The organism is Variovorax sp. PBL-E5 (assembly GCF_901827185.1).
GTDB lineage: Bacteria > Pseudomonadota > Gammaproteobacteria > Burkholderiales > Burkholderiaceae_C > Variovorax.
Genome location: NZ_LR594671.1, coordinates 475,869 through 490,836, shown reverse-complemented (window position 1 = coordinate 490,836; position 14,968 = coordinate 475,869). Strand labels below are relative to the sequence as shown.

Below are 14,968 nucleotides of genomic sequence, written 5' to 3'. Positions count from 1 at the left end.
TCCTTGGTGAGAAGTGGGAGTCAGAGGTCGAAGCGGAGTTCAGCGCTGAAGGTGCGCTGCGGATAGGGATGGAAGTTCCAGTACGGGTCGTTGTTGGCGTTGTCGATGCCGAAGGCGGCGGACCACTGCTTGTCGATCTGGTAGCGCACGCGCAGGTCGACGGTGAAGTACTTGCTGGCGCCGAAGTAGGCGAAGGCGTTGACGTCGCTGTTGTCGAGCGTCGAGTACTGCCGCCCGCTGTAGCGCGCCGCGACCGTGAAAGCCCAGCGCGCATCGGGCTTCCAGGTCGCGAACACGGTCGAGCGCCAGCGCGGCACGCGCGGCTGCCACTTGCCCACGGCGGCCGGGAAGGCGGCATCGGCCACGGTCTTCGAATCCGCAAAGGTCAGGCTGCCGCCGAGGTCCACGCCCTTCATGAACACGTCCTGCCCGGTATAGGCCAGCTCCAGCCCGGTGGTGCGCACCTTGTCGATGTTCTGGACCGCCGACACCGTCGTGCCCGGGATGAGCTGGCTGAAGAGCGCATCCCGGGTGGTCTCGTGGAACAGCGTCGCGCGGGCGAGTCCGTTGCCGAGGTCCTTCTCGAGCGAAAGCTCGCCGGTCCACGACTTCTCCGGCTTGAGGTTCGGATCGTTGATGAAGGACAGCGCGCCGCCCGTGGTGGCGCCATACAGCTCGCCCACGGTGGGATAGCGCACGGCACGGCCGACCGAAGCCTTGAGCACGGTGTCCTGGGTCCATTGATAGGCCAGCGCGGCCTTGGGCGAAAGATCCGACTCGCTGCGAGCCGCATAGGACTGCGAATTGATCCCTGCGGACGTGAAGCCGTCGCGGGCCTCCCAGTGCCCGTAGCGCAAGCCCAGCACGGCCTTCCACTTCGGCGCAAAAGACCAGACGTCCTGCGCCCAGGCGTTGTACGTTTGCGTGCGACCGCCGACGTCGCTGACCGGCGAGGATCCCGGGCCGTCCTGCCAGTTGCCCAGCACATTGGTCTTCAGGATGTCCAGCTCATAGGCATCGCGCCCGACGCCGAAGTCGACGATGTGCGCACCGCCCACACCCTGCGGGCGCCAGGTGCCCTTGGCCGCGAGGGTGTTCCAGCCGGTGCCGCCCTGGTCCTGCAGCGTGCCGGCGCCGCCGATGGCCGCCAGCGGCAAGGCGACGGTGGGTGCGCGTTCGGTGTCCTTGGCATAGTCGTACAGGCTGGCGGTCACTTCCCAATCGAACACGCCCTGCGTGTTGCTCTTGACCGAAAGGCCGTGCATGTAGTGCGTCTGCGCATCGTCGGCGAGCGGGAACGCCGTCGGCGCGAGCGTGAAGCTGCGGCCACCGATGTTCACCGCGCCCGCATAGACCGGCAAGCCCGCCGCGTTGGTCAGATAGCTGGCCGGCCGGGCTTCGGCGCTGTTCTGCCAATAGCCCAGCGTGTAGGTCGCGCGGACGGTGGGCGAGAAGTCGTAGGCCAGCTTGAGCTTGGCATGGTCCTGTTCCGTGTGGTACTGCGTGCCGGTGCCCAGGATGTACCACGGCGTGTTGGTCGTGTTCAGCCCCGGGACGAAGCCGGTCACCGGCGTGCCGGCCGCGCCCGGTGTGCCCGAGGCGATGGTCGCCGTCGTGAAGGTCAGCGGCTGGCTGTTGCTGGTCGTGCGGTTGACGTCGATCCACCATGACCAGTCGCCGCTCCGGCTGCCGATCGAGGCGCTGGTCTGCCAGCTGTCGAAGCTCTGATGCGTGTTGTACAGGTCGTTGGGTTGCGACGCATAGCCGGCCTTGACGTGCGCCTCCAGTTGCGTGGGCATGCGGGTCACGTAGTCGACCACGGCGCCCGCCGAGTTGCCCGGATAAGCCGCAGAGAAAGGGCCATACATCACGTCCACACGCTCGATCTCCTCGGGCGTCACCAGTCCCCAGCGCGGCGCGAAGTTGGTGCCGTTGGCGATGCCGTTGCCGAGGTAATTCGACAGCAGGATGCCGTCGGCATACACCGCCGAGCGTGCGCTGTTGCCGGTACCCGAGGCGCGCGTGGACAGGATGGCGTGGTTGTAGTCCCCGATGTAGCGCTTGCGCACCAGCAGGCTCGGAAAGTACTTGAGCGCGTCCTCGCTGTCGGTGGCATTGACCGTGGTTTCGATCTGCTCGCCGGTGATGCCTTCGATGGTGGTCGGGATCTGCGTCGGCAGCGAGGTCGGGCGGCCGCCGGTGACGGTCACCACGCCGAGCGACTTGGCGAGTTCGGGCACGTCCTGCGCGAAGGCGGTCATGCTCCATGGGCAGGCGGCGCTGCATGCGAGCGCCAGCCACGTTCTCTTCATTGGGGTTCTCCTCGGCCCGCGCGGGGCCGTGACTGCGAAGCACCACGCCCGTTCAGCGGGCGCCGTGCGGCGATAGCTACAGCAGGGTCAGAGGAGAACGGGAGGCCCGCGCGCCGGCAAGGGCGCAGCGGTGGCCGCGGCGATGCGCGCGGCCGGAATCGGCTGGACTGCGTGGGCCAGCGGCAGGATCGAGGGCATCGAGACGGCCGGCGTCGTCGGCGGCGGCGCGCCGGCCAGCATGCACAACGGGCAATCCATGTGGCCCATGCCCATGTCCTGCGCGCCGTCGTCCGTGTGCACGATCACCTTGACGGCGCCGGCCGCGGAGCAGACCAGCTCCATCGCACGCGGATGCACCACCGGCGAGGCCATCGCCACGCCCAGCGACGCGACGAACCACAACAGCACAAAGCTGCAGAGGCGGCGAAGGCGGCGCGGGACGGCGGTCATGAGACGGGGATTATCGGCCAGTCCGGCTCAGGGCCGGGGCAACATTCGTGTCACGCGAAATCCGCGCGCTGCCATCAGCGCCGGAAGGCCGAGCGGCCCGATCATGTGCAGCGCGCCGACGGCGCCGAACACGCGCTGGCCTTCGGCATGCAGCCGCGCGATGCCGTCGGCCAGGTGCGGGTTGCGGTCGTCGAGCAATCGCCGGAGCATGCGGCGGTCGGCGGCCGTGTCCATGCAGCCGCACCACTGCGCATAGCGGTCCAGCTTGGACCCATCGCTGTGCGCCCAGGCCTGCGCGAGTTCGCTGGTCTTGGCCGCGCTCTGGCCGGCCTCGAGCTCGTCGAGCGCTGCGTCGACCTGCTCGCCCTGGTCCGCTTCGGAACCGCCGATCAGGGCCTTCCATTGCGCCGCCGCGGTTTCGAGGGCCACGACGGGCTTGCCGCGGCCGCGTGCCAGACCCGACAGAAAGGCCTCGGAACCGAACTGCGCATACAGGCCGTCGGTGCGTGCGCTGAGCAAGGCCAGCGTGGTGGCCTGCAGCACAGGCGGCATCCTGGCGAGCGTCGCTTCGGGCACGCAGGCGCGCGCGGCCTGCCGGTCGAGCCGGCGCCGGCGTTCGGGCGTGAGCACGCGGGCCGCGGCAGCCTCGTCGATGGGCGCGGCGAAGGCGGCTTGCGTCGCCGGGTCGAGCGGGTCGAGCTCGAGCGCCACCGTGTCGCTCTCCGCCATGGCGCGCCGCACGGTCGGCCCCGGGAACATCCAGTCGGCTTCGCCCAGATGCAGCGTGCCGTAGAGCCACGAGCTGTGGCCGTCCTTGTCGATGCGCCAGAGAATCCCGCGGTCGACGGCACGCTGCATCGCCGCGGCCAGCCCATCCCGGGACAGATCGGGCATCACAGCGGCCGGCGGGCAGGCAGGGCTCGCGGACTCGCCGGCCGGTGCGGCCTGGGCTGCGCCCGCAGCAAAGACCAGGCCTGCGCCACAGAACACGGCCCCTGCACGCAAGCACCGGGGCAACGTGCGGAGAAACGAGAAAAAGGTCACGGATGATCGGGCTTTGCGGGCCGCGGCGAGAAACGGAATGCGCATTCTGTCAGCGTCCCGCGACGGATAATTCGCGGCCATGCCTGGCCTCTATCCACGCGCCCTTCGCGTCCACGCAGCATGAGCGCTGTCGGACCGATCGCCTTCCGCCTGGCCGCGCTGATCGTCGGCGGCCTTTTGCTGGCCAACGCCGCGCAGGCGGTGCAGGACTGCGAACTCGACGGCCGGAGCGTCAATCCCGCCAATGGCGACACGATCGCCGGCAAGTCCGGCCTGATGCGCTGCAAGGACCGCGACACCGGCGTGCTGATGCGCGAACAGCAGTTGCAGAACGGTGTCTTCATGGGCCTGGTGCGCTTCTACGAAAAAGGCAAGCTGGTCAAGGAACAGAGCGTGAACGAGCGCGGCAACATGGATGGCCCCGCGCGCGAGTTCTCGCCGACCGGCCAGGTGCTGCGCGAAGCGGTCTACGACGACGGCCGCGAGACCGGCCTGGTGCGCAACTTCTATCCCGGCGGCTCGCTGCGGCGCGCCGCTTTCTATGCGGAGCCGGGCGGCGAACGCGCGGCCGTCGACTTCACGCCCTCGGGCCGCCTCGCGTTGCTGCGCTGCGGCGACAAGCCGATGCTGGCGCCGGCGGCCGACGACGCGCGGCTGTGCGGCTTCACCGACGGCCCGTCGCAGGTCGAGCTCTACGACAGCAAGGGAACGCTGCGCTCGCGGCTCTCGTACGCCGCGGGCAAGCGGGTGCGCAGCGAGGACCTCTACGACAACGGCAGGCCCGCGGCGCAGGACGAAATCGTCGGCAACCAGCGCACCGAGCGCAGCTTCTCCTCCGAAGGCATCAAGCGGCGCGAGGTGGTGTCCACGCTGAGCGAGCGCGGTGCGATCAGGCAGCGCGTGCAGGAGTTCTCCGAGCGGGGCACGCTGGTGCGCGACCAGCGATGGAACGCCGCCGGCGATCCGCTCAGCGACGACAGCTACTACCTCAACGGCCAGCCGCGCACGAAGGCGATCTACAGCGAAGGCGATGCGCCGCGCACCGTCGAGATCAACGAGTTCCACGACAACGGCCAGCCCGCGAGCTCCGGCCGCTTCCTGGTCATCGACCGCTTTCGCCGCACGGCCGTGGGCGTGCATCGGCGCTTCAACGACAAGGGCACGCTGATGGCCGAATCGGTCTACGACGGCAAGGGCCGCATCACGCGCGAGCGCACCTGGGACGAGAACGGCCAGGTCCAGCGCGACGACGAGGTCTTCGCCGACGGTTCCCGCAAATCAAAATAGAGCTCGCCCCCAGGCTCGCGCACTTCGTGTCGCTCTCCACCCCCTGCCGGGGGCAACACCGGCGGACCGGCGAAGCCGGATCCGCGGTGTTTCACGAAGGGGCCTGGCTTCGCCGGCCACTGCTGCTGGATTCGATCAGTCCAGCTTTATGTTGGCGGCCTTGATGATGGGACCCCAGCGTTGCGACTCGGCACGCGACAAGGCCGCGAACTGCTCAGGACTTCCGGGCATCGCTTCCATGCCGAAGTCGTTGAAGTGCTTCTGCACCGCGGGCGCGCCGAAGGCACGGTTGAGGTCGGCATTGAGCCGGTTGACGACCGCGGGCGACAGCCCGGCCGGGCCGAGGATGCCCTGGAACGCGAACACCTCGGTATGGGGCACGCCCACTTCGGCCAGCGTCGGCACGTCGGGCAAGAGCTTCGAGCGCGCGCCCGAGCCGATGGCGAGCACGCGCACCTTCTTGCTCTGCATGATCGACAGCCCCGACGCCAGGTCCAGGAACATGCACGGCACCTGGCCGCCCATCACGTCGGCCATCGCGGGCGCCGCGCCGCGATAGGGAATGTGCGTGATGAAGGTGCGGGTATGGTTCTTGAACAGCTCCATCGCGAGATGGTGCGGCGAACCGTTGCCGGGCGAGGCGTAGTTGACCTTGCCCGGGTTGGCCTTGACGTAGGCGAGGAAAGACTTGAAGTCCTGCGCCGGAAAGGCCGGGTTCACCACCAGCGCGAGCGGGAACTTGCCGATCGCGCCGATGTAGCTGAAGTCCTTGGCAGGGTTGAAAGGCAGCTTGCTGTACAGGTACTCGTTGAAGGCCAGGAGCGCGTTGTCGGCCGACAGGATGGTGTAGCCGTCGGGCTTGGACTTGGCGACCAGGTCGGCACCGATGTTGGTCGACGCGCCGGGCCGGTTGTCGATGATGATCTGCTGGCCCAGCGTCTGGCGCATCGCCTCGGCCAGCGTGCGCGCGATCACGTCGGTTCCGCCACCTGCCGGGTACGGCACGATCCAGCGGATGAGCTGCTCGGGATAGCCTTGCGCGCGGGCCCATGGCGCGGCGGCGGCCGTCGCGCCGGCGGCAAGGGTGGTGAGCAGTGTTCTGCGATCCATCGGTCAGTCTCCTGGTGGTTGGAAAAATTCTTGTCGAAGAAACTCAGCCCGCGCGTCCCGTCGCCGCCGCGGCGGACAGCGATGGCATCGGCAGACCGTCCAGCGCCTGCGCCAGCGCGGTCCGGCAACGCGCCTCGTCGCCGATCTGCTCGAACAGCAGCAGCGCGAGCCGTGCGAGGAACAACGATTCTCGCTCGGCACCCGCCTCGCTGATGGCGCGCGCGCAGTCGGCATACAGCCGGTCGCGCGCATCCGGATTCAATGCCGTCATGCGGATTCCCTTTCTGCGAGCGCCGCGGCGCGCGCCAATGCCAACCTGAACGCGCCGACGGGCACACGGCGCCAGCGCGCGGCCACGTGGCCATCCGGACGCAAGAGGTAGACGGCGCCCTGTTGCGCGCCCAGCGCAGCGAAGACCGCCTCGGGCGCGGTGCCCGGAGGGAGCTCATGCCGCACGACCTGCAGCGGACCCGTCCGGGCCTCGGCGATCTCGGCGGCCAGCGCGGCATCCATACGGTCCATGTTCAGCACGAGCACGGTGAACGCCGGCCCCAGCCGATCGCTCAGATGCAGGTCCGGCGCGAGCCACTGCTCCGGCATCGCCTCACCGGGCACCGGCCCGGCCGCAAGCGCATCGCTTTCGCTGGACAGCGGCGAGCCCTCATAGCGCACCGCCTGTGTCTGCCGCGGATTGATCAGGTTGGCGATGCCGCGGTGCGCGCCCGACAGCGACAGCGCCGCCTCGCGCAGCAGATCGAAGCCGCGCGACGGCGGCGACATGAACTCGGTGCTGCGCATCGCGCTCTCGGCGTTGATGTGGAAGGCCGCGATGCGCTCCTGCGAATAGCTGTCGAGCAGCGACGCATCGGCCACGCCGCGCGCCACCAGCGCCAGCTTCCAGGCCAGGTTGTCGGCATCGTCGAAGCCCGAGTTGAGGCCGCGCACGCCGAAGATTGGCATGGCGTGCGCCGCGTTGCCGGCAAACAGCACGCGGCCGTGGCGGTAGTTTTCCAGCGTCATCGCGCCGGCGCGGTAGACCGAGGTCCACACGGTGTGCCACGGCAGGTGGCCTTCGCCGATGGCTTCCAGATGGCGCTGCACGAAGGCCTGCACCGCGGCCGGCTGCAGCGCCTCCTCGGTGCTCTGCCCCGCGCGCAGCTGGTAGTCGATGCGCCAGATGTCGTCGGGCTGGCGGTGCATCAGCACGGTCGAGCCCGGGTTCCACGGCGGATCGAACCAGGCACGGCGCTCGGTCGGATGCGTGCTGTGCAGTTCGATGTCGATGATCACGTAGCGGCCCTCGTAGGCCGTGCCTTCGAGCTCGAGGCCGAGCGACTTGCGCACGAAGCTCTGGCCGCCATCGCAGCCGGCCAGCCATCCGGCATGCAGCGCATAGTCGCCCAGTGCATTGCGCGCCTGCAGCGTCAGGCCCGCGGCGTCCTGCGTGAAGCCGGCGAGCTCGGTGCCCCAGCGGATGTCGATACTTCCGGGCGCGGCCTCGTTGCGGCGCACGATCTCGTCCAGCAGGTACTGTTCGATGTAGTACTGCTCGAGGTTGATCATCGGCGGCAGCTTCTGATGCGCGTCGTGCGGCATCTCGAAGCGGAACACCTCGTCGGTCTTGTAGATGCTGCGGCCGACTGTCCAGGGCAGGCCCTTCGCCAGGAAGGCAGGCAGCGCGCCGAGGCGCTCGACGATCTCCAGGCTGCGGCGCGAGATGCAGCACGCGCGGCTGCCGACACAGACCGTGTCGTCGGCTTCCAGGATCACGCTGTGCACGCCGTGGTTCGCGAGGCCGAGCGCGAGCGACAGGCCGACCGGCCCGCCGCCCGCGATCACGACCGGATGGCGGCCCGGCTCGATGCCCTCTTCCAGCGCCGGCAGCCGGGGCGCGAAGCGCGTGTAGTGGAACGCGCCGATCGAGGGCGGCAGTGCGCCGGCCTCGGGTGGCAAGGGCCCGGTCGCGGCATCGCCTGCACGCGCTGCCGGCGAAGAAGAGGAAGCGGTGATCGCGGTGTCCATGCGAAGGGATTGTCCGCATGCGCTCGCGAAGCCGATGTCGTAACTTCGTACGAAGTGACAACCCTTGGATGCCGATGAAGCGCTGGCCTCTGCATGCCGCCGACCGCGACCTGGCGGCGCCCGTGGTCCGCGACGTGCTCGCCGGCATCGGCACGGCGCACCTGGCGGCCAGCTACCTTGCGGCCATGCAGCGCGTGCTGCCGGTCACCTTCTGCACCGTGTTCGCGGTGGGCGGCAGCGGCCGCATCGAGACCGTGTCGGCCGCGAGTTCCTATGGCAACACGGCCGAGCGCACGGCCGAACGCTACGTGGCGCAGCGCTTCGACCTGCTCGATCCCAACATGGTCTGGCTCGCCGCGCGCAAGCTGCCCCAGCGCGCGCAGCTATGGCTCGGGCACCACCATGCGGCGGACGTGGCGGACCCTGCTTATCGCGCGGCCTGCTACGGCGACGTCGGCATCCGCGAGCGCGCCTCGGTGTTGCTGCTGCTGCCGACGGGTCAGCGCGCAGCCGTGAGCTTTTACCGAAGCCTCGCGCAGCCCGATTTCAGCGCCGCCGATTTCGCGCTGCTCGAAGCACACGCCGCGCTGCTGGCCGATGCGACGGCCGCGCACGGCCGCAGCGCCGTCGCCGCGCGCGAGGCCGCCTCGCCGGCCATGGCCTCGCGCCTGCTCGTGCTGAGCCTGCGCGAACGCGAGGTCGTCGGCCATCTGCTGGCCGGCAAGACCGCCAAGGAAACCGCGCGCGACATCGGCATCGAGCTCACGACGGTGCGCACGCATCAGTACCGGGCGTTTCGGCGGTTGGGGATACGCACGCTCAAGGAATTGCTGATGCTCTGAAGGGCCGGCCCGCGACGAACCCGCAACGGGCAGGCTGCAACCGACGCTACTTGGCAGCGCCCGGCGCCACCACTTCCTGATCGATCGCCCCGAAGATCGAATGCCCATCCGTCCCCTTCATCTCAATCCGGATCGTGTCGCCGTACTTCATGAACTCGGTGCTCGGCTGCCCGTCCTGGAGGGTCTCGGTGCAGCGCTTCTCCGCGATGCAGCTGTAGCCCTTGGGCCAGTCCATGCGGCCGTTCTTCTCGACGCCCTTGTTGCTCACGGTGCCGCTGCCGACGATGCTGCCGGCGCGCACGTTGCGCGTCTTCGCGATGTGCGCGATCAGCTGGCCGAAGTGGAAAGTCATCTCCTCGCCCGCATCGCACATGCCGACCTTGCGGCCGTTCCAGGTGCTCTGCAGCGCGAGATGCACGCGGCCACCTTGCCAGGCTTCGCCGAGCTCGTCGGGCGTGACGGCGACCGGGCTGAAGGCGGTCGCGGGCTTGCTCTGGAAGAAGCCGAAGCCCTTGGCGAGTTCGGCCGGGATCAGGTTGCGCAGGCTGACGTCGTTGGCCAGCATCAGCAGGCGGATGCCGTCGAGCGCCTGCGCGGGCGAAGCGCCCATCTTCACGTCGCCGGTGACGACCGCGATCTCGGCCTCGAAGTCGATGCCGAAGGCCTCGCTGCCGGCCACGACCGGATCGCAGGGGCCGATGAAGTCGTCGCTGCCGCCCTGGTACATCAGCGGGTCGGTGTAGAAGCTTTCGGGCACCTCGGCGTTGCGCGCCTTGCGCACCAATTCGACATGGTTGAGGTAGGCCGAACCGTCGGCCCACTGGTAGGCGCGCGGCAGCGGCGCCATGCATTGCGCGGGATCGAAGGGAAAGGCGTGGCGCGCGCGACCGGCGTTGAGCGCGTCGTACAGGTCCTGCAGCTGCGGGCTCATGAAGCCCCAGTCGTCGAGCACCTGCTGCAGGCGGCTGGCGATGCCGGTGGCGTAGTGGGCGCTGGCAAGGTCACGCGAGACGACGACGAGCTGGCCGTCGCGCGAGCCGTCCTTGAGTGTGGCGAGTTTCATGGGTGGCCTCGGATGCCGGTGCGGCATCGCAACTAAACTGGTTGAACGGGCGGCAGTGTACCGAGGTGAACCTCGGGGCCGGCGTCCGATCCACTCCCGATGCCGACGCTCGCCGCCCCTGCCCTGCCCGCCGCCCCGCGCCCGCCCTGGCGCGGGATCGCGGCGCTGACGGTGGCGGTGGTGCTGGTGCACCTGGTGTTGCTGGGGCTGACGCCGGCCGCCGTCGGGCCACGGCCCTCGCCGCTGGCCAACAAATTCATCACGCGCACCATCGTGATCGGGCCGCCGGCCGCTGCGGAGCCGGCGCCGGCGGCGCCCGCAGGGGCCGAGGCCCGGCCGTCGCCGCCGAGGCCCCCGCGTCCCCGGCCCGCGGCGCGGCCGCGCGCGCCGGCACCGGCTCCGTCGCCCGCGCCGCAGCCCAGCCCCACGCCGGACAGCGTGGCGACGCCCGACATTCCGCTGGAGCAATTGATTGCCCAGGCCAATGCGGCGGTCGCGGCGGAGCAGGCGGCATCGGCCGCCGCGCCGCCGGCCGTCGCGGCAGCGAGCGGCCCCGCCGCGGTCAGCGGCGCAAAGGGCGCATCGGGTTCGGCGTCGACATCTGCAGCCACGGCCAGCGGCAATGCCTCAGGCAACGTGGCAGGTCCGGTCGCGTTGCGCATCCCCGGCTCCGTCAAGCTGGCCTTCGCGGTCACCGGCCAGCAGGGCACTTCGCCGATGCAGGGCGTGTTCGGCGAGCTGGCATGGCTGCAGGACGGCCAGCAGTACGACGCCCGCCTGTCGCTCACCTTCCTGTTCCGGACGATCCGCACGCAGCACAGCGCCGGCATGATCGGCCCCACGGGGATCGAGCCGGCGCGCTTCTCGGAAACGCGCAAGACCGAGGTGGCCTCGCACTTCGTGCGCGACCAGGGAACGATCGTCTTCAGCAGCAACACGCCGAGCGCGCCGCTGATGGCCGGCGCGCAGGACCGCCTGAGCATCGTGATGCAGCTCGGCGCCCTGCTCGCGGGCGATCCGGCGCACTACCCGCAGGGCGCGGTCATCGCCATCCAGACCGTCGGACCGCGCGATGCCGACATCTGGACCTTCAACGTCGAGGGCGAGGAAAAGCTGAGTCTGCCGGCCGGCGACTACACGGTGCGCAAGCTCACGCGCAACCCGCGCAAGCCCTTCGACGACAAGGTGGAGCTCTGGGTGGCGCCGGAACTGGGCTACCTGCCGGTGCGCATCAAGCAGACCCAGGCCAATGGCGACTTCGCCGACCTGCAGCTGCGGGAAATCCTGCCATTGCGGCAGTGAAACGCCCAAAACAGCACAAAAAATCCCGGTCCGTGCCTACAAGACGACAGCCGTCTTGAAACTGGCGCGTTGATTGCTATCTAGACACCATGAATGCCATCGACATCCTGACTGGACCCGAAATGCAAATGCTCTACGACTCCGACTCCTTCGTCGTCGTGCACGTGCAGCCGACCGAAGGCGAAGCGCCGATCGCACCGCACGTGCCCGTGCTGGCGCGCCATGGCTTCGAGATCGTCGACAAGCGCTCGGGCAAGGAGGTCTACCTCGACGGCTCGTGGGCCGAACTGTTCCAGCAGCAGATCACCGCCTGGCAGCTCAAGACGCCGACCCAGGAAGAGGTCGAGGACACGCTCGAAGGCTACGCCGAGCTGGCGCACACGCCGGTTCTGGTGCACTGAGCTTCACAGGCCGGCTGCATGCCGCGGCGGGCTGGCATAGGATGAACCGGATGCCGCCCAGCCCATTTCCGTTGCTCCCCTCTTCGCCGCGCTGGGCGCTGCTGCTCGGCGCGATCGCGCTGGCCGGCTGCAGCGCCTTCGCGCCGGCCGACGATGCGCCGGTGAGTCGTCGCATCGCGTCCCTGCTTCCCGCCGACGCGCTGCTGATCGGCGAACAGCACGACGCACCCGCGCATCACCTGATCGAGCGCGAAGCGGTCCAGGCGCTGGTCGAGCGCGGCCGGCTCGCGGCGCTCGCACTCGAAATGGCCGAAGAGGGCAACAGCACCGGCTACCTCGACCGGACGGCCAGCGAGTCGCAGGTGCGCACCGCCCTGAGCTGGGATGACAAGGCCTGGCCCTGGAGCGACTACGGCCCCGCCGTGATGGCCGCGGTGCATGCGGGCGTGCCGGTGGTCGGCGCCAACCTGCCGCGCGAGCACATGAAGGACGCGATGGCCGATGTCTCGCTCGATGCGCAGCTCGGCGACGCAGCCCGCGCCGCGCAGCAGGACGCCGTGCGCGCGGGCCATTGCGACCTGCTGCCCGAATCGCAGATCGTGCCGATGACGCGCATCCAGATCGCACGCGACCGCGCCATGGCACAGGCCATCGTCAAGGCGCGCGTGCCGGGCAAGACGGTGCTGCTGCTGAGCGGCTCGGGCCACACCACCAAGGCGCTCGGCGTGCCGCAGCATCTGCCGACCGACCTTCGCGTCAGGACCGTGCAGCTGCAGGCCGGCGCCGCGGGCGAACGCAGCGCCGCCTTCGACAGCGTGTGGCAGACGCCCGCGCTGCCCGAGAAGGACTACTGCGAAAGCCTCAGGCGTTCTTCTTGATGGAATCCGCGAGCGTGTTGACCAGCGTGTCGATGTGCGACTTCTCGACGATGTAGGGCGGTGCGATCACCAGCACATCGCCGGCCGGTCGCACCAGCGCGCCCTTGTGGTAGCAGTCCAGGAAGATGTCGTACGCGCGCTTGCCGGGTGAACCGGCGATGGGCGCGAGTTCGACGGCCGCGGCCAGGCCCAGGCTGCGGATGCCGATCACGTTCGGCAGGCCCTTGAATGTGCCGTGGAACGCATCGCCCAGCACCTTGCCCATCTCGCCGGCGCGCGCGAAGAGCTGCTCCTTCTGGTACAGCTCGAGCGTCGCGATCGCGGCCGCGCAGGCGACCGGGTGGCCCGAGTAGGTGTAGCCGTGGAAGAACTCCACCACGTGCTCCGGCGCCGAGGTGTTCATCATCGCGTCGTACAGCTTGTCGCGGCAGATCACGCCGCCCAGCGGAATGACGCCGTTGGTCACGCACTTGGCGAAGTTCAGCATGTCGGGCACGACACCGAAATAGTCCGACGCGAAGTTGGTGCCCATGCGCCCGAAGCCGCTGATGACCTCGTCGAAGATCAGCAGGATGCCGTGCCTGTCGCAGATTTCGCGCAGCTTCTGCAGGTAACCCTTCGGCGGCAGATACCAGCCGGCCGAACCCGCGATCGGCTCGACGATGATCGCGGCCACGTTGCTCGGATCGTGCAGCGGCAGGATGCGCTGCTCGAGGTCGGCCAGCGCATCCTCGGCCCATACCGGCAATTCGTTGTGGATGTAGGCGTGGTTGACCGGATCGTGGATGAAGCGCATGTGATCGACGCGCGGCAGGAAGGCCGAGCCGAACACCTTGCGGTTGCCCGGGATGCCGCCGACCGACATGCCACCGAACCCAACGCCGTGGTAGCCCTTCTCGCGGCCGATGAAGACGTTGCGGTGCCCTTCGCCGCGCGCGCGGTGGTAGGCCAGCGCGACCTTGAGCGAGGTGTCGGCCGCCTCGCTGCCCGAGTTGCAGAACAGCACCTTGTTGAGGTCGCCGGGTGCCATCGCGGCGATCATCTCGGCGGTGCGAAAGGCCTTGTCGTTGCTGACCTGGAAGGCGGTCGCGTAGTCGAGCGTGTCGAGCTGCTTCTTGATCGCCTCGTTGATGGGCTTGCGGTTGTGGCCCGCGCCCACGCACCACAGCGACGAGATGCCGTCGATCACCTTCTTGCCGTCGTGCGTGGTGAACTCCATGCCGTCGGCGGCGACGAAGACGCGCGGGTCCTTCTTGAAATGCCGGTTGGGGGTGAAGGGCAACCACTGGTTGTCCATGTTGAAGTCGTTGAAGGCCATGGGTCGCTCCTGCAGATTGCGTGCTGGGGAATGGCGATTCTGGCACCGACCGCATTTCCCGGCCGCCCTGCGACAATCGCCGCCCTATGACTCCCGCGTATATCCTGACCCTGTCCTGTCCCGACCGCATCGGCATCGTCCACGCCGTCTCCGGCTTCCTGCTCGAGCGCGGCGGCAACATCGAGGAAGCGGCCCAGTACAACGACCGCGGCACCGGCCTGTTCTTCATGCGCGTGCGCTTTGCCTGCGGCGAGCACGGCGAAGCCGCGCTGCGCGAGCAACTCGCGGGCTTCGCCACCGGCTTCGGCATGAACTGGAAGCTGCATGCGGCCGCCGAGCCGATGAAGACCGTGATCCTGGTGAGCCGCGAAGGCCACTGCCTGAACGACCTGCTGTTCCGCTGGAAGAGCGGCCTGCTGGCAATCGACATCCGCGCCATCATCTCGAACCACCGCGACTTCTACCAGCTGGCGGCCAGCTACAACGTGCCCTTCCACCACATCCCGGTCACGGCCGCAACCAAGGCGCAGGGCGAGGCGAAGCAGCTCGAGATCATCGAGGCCGAGGGCGCCGAGCTCGTGGTGCTGGCGCGCTACATGCAGATCCTCAGCAACGACCTGTGCGGCAAGCTGGCTGGGCGTGCGATCAACATCCACCACTCCTTCCTGCCGAGCTTCAAGGGCGCCAAGCCCTACTACCAGGCGCACGACCGCGGCGTGAAGCTGATCGGCGCCACCGCCCACTACGTGACCGCGGACCTCGACGAAGGCCCGATCATCGAGCAGGACGTGGCGCGCGCCGACCACACCGACACGGTCGACGACCTCACGGCGCGCGGCCGCGACACCGAGAGCCAGGTGCTGGCGCGCGCGGTGAAATGGCACAGCGAACACCGCGTGCTGCCGAACGGGCATCGGACGGTGGTCTTTCGCTGAGTGC

14 protein-coding genes are annotated in these 14,968 nt (G+C 68.9%); 6 read left to right on the top strand and 8 right to left on the bottom strand.

Annotated features, from left to right (window positions below):
- Window positions 1–20: 20 nt before the first annotated feature.
- From WDLP6_RS02390 to WDLP6_RS02380, 3 genes are all read right to left on the bottom strand, one after another.
- A complete protein-coding gene (locus WDLP6_RS02390) occupies window positions 21–2,312 on the bottom strand; it encodes a TonB-dependent receptor (RefSeq protein ID WP_162591059.1) in 2,292 nt (763 codons plus the stop codon).
- Window positions 2,313–2,399: 87 nt separating this feature from the next.
- A complete protein-coding gene (locus WDLP6_RS02385) occupies window positions 2,400–2,762 on the bottom strand; it encodes a DUF2946 family protein (protein WP_162591058.1) in 363 nt (120 codons plus the stop codon).
- Between the two features lie 27 nt (window positions 2,763–2,789).
- Complete coding sequence (locus WDLP6_RS02380; RefSeq protein ID WP_162591057.1) at window positions 2,790–3,656, bottom strand: TraB/GumN family protein; 867 nt, start codon at window positions 3,654–3,656, stop codon at window positions 2,790–2,792.
- A gap of 270 nt (window positions 3,657–3,926) precedes the next feature.
- On the opposite strand from WDLP6_RS02380, the gene WDLP6_RS02375 reads away from it, so the two are divergent.
- Window positions 3,927–5,093 carry a toxin-antitoxin system YwqK family antitoxin gene (locus tag WDLP6_RS02375; RefSeq protein WP_162591056.1) on the top strand — a complete coding sequence of 389 codons (1,167 nt, stop codon included), beginning with the start codon at window positions 3,927–3,929 and terminating at the stop codon, window positions 5,091–5,093.
- Between the two features lie 135 nt (window positions 5,094–5,228).
- On the opposite strand, the gene WDLP6_RS02370 is transcribed toward WDLP6_RS02375, so the two are convergent.
- From WDLP6_RS02370 to WDLP6_RS02360, 3 genes are read right to left on the bottom strand one after another with little or no spacing between them, the layout of a single operon-like run.
- A complete protein-coding gene (locus tag WDLP6_RS02370; protein WP_162591055.1) occupies window positions 5,229–6,203 on the bottom strand; it encodes a Bug family tripartite tricarboxylate transporter substrate binding protein in 975 nt (324 codons plus the stop codon).
- Window positions 6,204–6,246: 43 nt separating this feature from the next.
- On the bottom strand, window positions 6,247–6,474 hold the full coding sequence (locus WDLP6_RS02365; protein WP_162591054.1) for a DUF2783 domain-containing protein: 228 nt from the start codon (window positions 6,472–6,474) through the stop codon (window positions 6,247–6,249).
- Window positions 6,471–8,225, bottom strand: coding sequence for an FAD-dependent monooxygenase (locus WDLP6_RS02360; protein WP_162591053.1), 1,755 nt, complete (start codon window positions 8,223–8,225; stop codon window positions 6,471–6,473). The genes WDLP6_RS02365 and WDLP6_RS02360 overlap by 4 nt, the downstream gene beginning before the upstream one ends.
- 74 nt (window positions 8,226–8,299) lie before the next feature.
- Here WDLP6_RS02360 and WDLP6_RS02355 point away from each other — a divergent pair, with 74 nt between their 5' ends.
- Window positions 8,300–9,067, top strand: a complete 768-nt coding sequence (locus tag WDLP6_RS02355) for a helix-turn-helix domain-containing protein (RefSeq protein WP_162591052.1) — start codon at window positions 8,300–8,302, stop codon at window positions 9,065–9,067.
- Between the two features lie 46 nt (window positions 9,068–9,113).
- On the opposite strand, the gene WDLP6_RS02350 is transcribed toward WDLP6_RS02355, so the two are convergent.
- Window positions 9,114–10,130 carry a fumarylacetoacetate hydrolase family protein gene (locus WDLP6_RS02350; protein WP_162591051.1) on the bottom strand — a complete coding sequence of 339 codons (1,017 nt, stop codon included), beginning with the start codon at window positions 10,128–10,130 and terminating at the stop codon, window positions 9,114–9,116.
- A 99-nt stretch (window positions 10,131–10,229) separates the two neighbouring features.
- Here WDLP6_RS02350 and WDLP6_RS02345 point away from each other — a divergent pair, with 99 nt between their 5' ends.
- The 3 genes from WDLP6_RS02345 (at window position 10,230) to WDLP6_RS02335 (ending at window position 12,711) form a co-directional block, all read left to right on the top strand.
- On the top strand, window positions 10,230–11,432 hold the full coding sequence (locus WDLP6_RS02345) for a DUF3108 domain-containing protein (RefSeq protein WP_162591050.1): 1,203 nt from the start codon (window positions 10,230–10,232) through the stop codon (window positions 11,430–11,432).
- Between the two features lie 122 nt (window positions 11,433–11,554).
- Complete coding sequence (locus tag WDLP6_RS02340) at window positions 11,555–11,833, top strand: BTH_I0359 family protein (RefSeq protein WP_174259916.1); 279 nt, start codon at window positions 11,555–11,557, stop codon at window positions 11,831–11,833.
- Window positions 11,834–11,883: 50 nt separating this feature from the next.
- Complete coding sequence (locus WDLP6_RS02335) at window positions 11,884–12,711, top strand: ChaN family lipoprotein (RefSeq protein WP_162591048.1); 828 nt, start codon at window positions 11,884–11,886, stop codon at window positions 12,709–12,711.
- Here the strand turns inward: WDLP6_RS02335 and WDLP6_RS02330 are convergent.
- Complete coding sequence (locus tag WDLP6_RS02330) at window positions 12,695–14,029, bottom strand: aminotransferase class III-fold pyridoxal phosphate-dependent enzyme (protein ID WP_162591047.1); 1,335 nt, start codon at window positions 14,027–14,029, stop codon at window positions 12,695–12,697. The genes WDLP6_RS02335 and WDLP6_RS02330 overlap by 17 nt on opposite strands.
- An 86-nt stretch (window positions 14,030–14,115) precedes the next feature.
- Here WDLP6_RS02330 and purU point away from each other — a divergent pair, with 86 nt between their 5' ends.
- Window positions 14,116–14,964 (top strand): formyltetrahydrofolate deformylase, encoded by an 849-nt coding sequence (purU, locus tag WDLP6_RS02325; protein ID WP_162591046.1) that lies wholly within the window; start codon window positions 14,116–14,118, stop codon window positions 14,962–14,964.
- The last annotated feature ends 4 nt before the right edge of the window (window positions 14,965–14,968 follow it).

Excerpts from the sequence above, each read along its gene's own strand:
- WDLP6_RS02375 (WP_162591056.1), top strand. The coding sequence starts at position 3,927 with ATGAGCGCTGTCGGACCGATCGCCTTCCGCCTGGCCGCGCTGATCGTC.
- WDLP6_RS02340 (WP_174259916.1), top strand. The coding sequence starts at position 11,555 with ATGCAAATGCTCTACGACTCCGACTCCTTCGTCGTCGTGCACGTGCAG.
- WDLP6_RS02330 (WP_162591047.1), bottom strand. The coding sequence starts at position 14,029 with ATGGCCTTCAACGACTTCAACATGGACAACCAGTGGTTGCCCTTCACC.
- WDLP6_RS02345 (WP_162591050.1), top strand. The coding sequence starts at position 10,230 with ATGCCGACGCTCGCCGCCCCTGCCCTGCCCGCCGCCCCGCGCCCGCCC.
- WDLP6_RS02370 (WP_162591055.1), bottom strand. The coding sequence starts at position 6,203 with ATGGATCGCAGAACACTGCTCACCACCCTTGCCGCCGGCGCGACGGCC.
- WDLP6_RS02385 (WP_162591058.1), bottom strand. The coding sequence starts at position 2,762 with ATGACCGCCGTCCCGCGCCGCCTTCGCCGCCTCTGCAGCTTTGTGCTG.
- WDLP6_RS02335 (WP_162591048.1), top strand. The coding sequence starts at position 11,884 with ATGCCGCCCAGCCCATTTCCGTTGCTCCCCTCTTCGCCGCGCTGGGCG.
- WDLP6_RS02360 (WP_162591053.1), bottom strand. The coding sequence starts at position 8,225 with ATGGACACCGCGATCACCGCTTCCTCTTCTTCGCCGGCAGCGCGTGCA.
- WDLP6_RS02355 (WP_162591052.1), top strand. The coding sequence starts at position 8,300 with ATGAAGCGCTGGCCTCTGCATGCCGCCGACCGCGACCTGGCGGCGCCC.
- WDLP6_RS02350 (WP_162591051.1), bottom strand. The coding sequence starts at position 10,130 with ATGAAACTCGCCACACTCAAGGACGGCTCGCGCGACGGCCAGCTCGTC.
- WDLP6_RS02380 (WP_162591057.1), bottom strand. The coding sequence starts at position 3,656 with ATGCCCGATCTGTCCCGGGATGGGCTGGCCGCGGCGATGCAGCGTGCC.
- WDLP6_RS02365 (WP_162591054.1), bottom strand. The coding sequence starts at position 6,474 with ATGACGGCATTGAATCCGGATGCGCGCGACCGGCTGTATGCCGACTGC.
- purU (WP_162591046.1), top strand. The coding sequence starts at position 14,116 with ATGACTCCCGCGTATATCCTGACCCTGTCCTGTCCCGACCGCATCGGC.
- WDLP6_RS02390 (WP_162591059.1), bottom strand. The coding sequence starts at position 2,312 with ATGAAGAGAACGTGGCTGGCGCTCGCATGCAGCGCCGCCTGCCCATGG.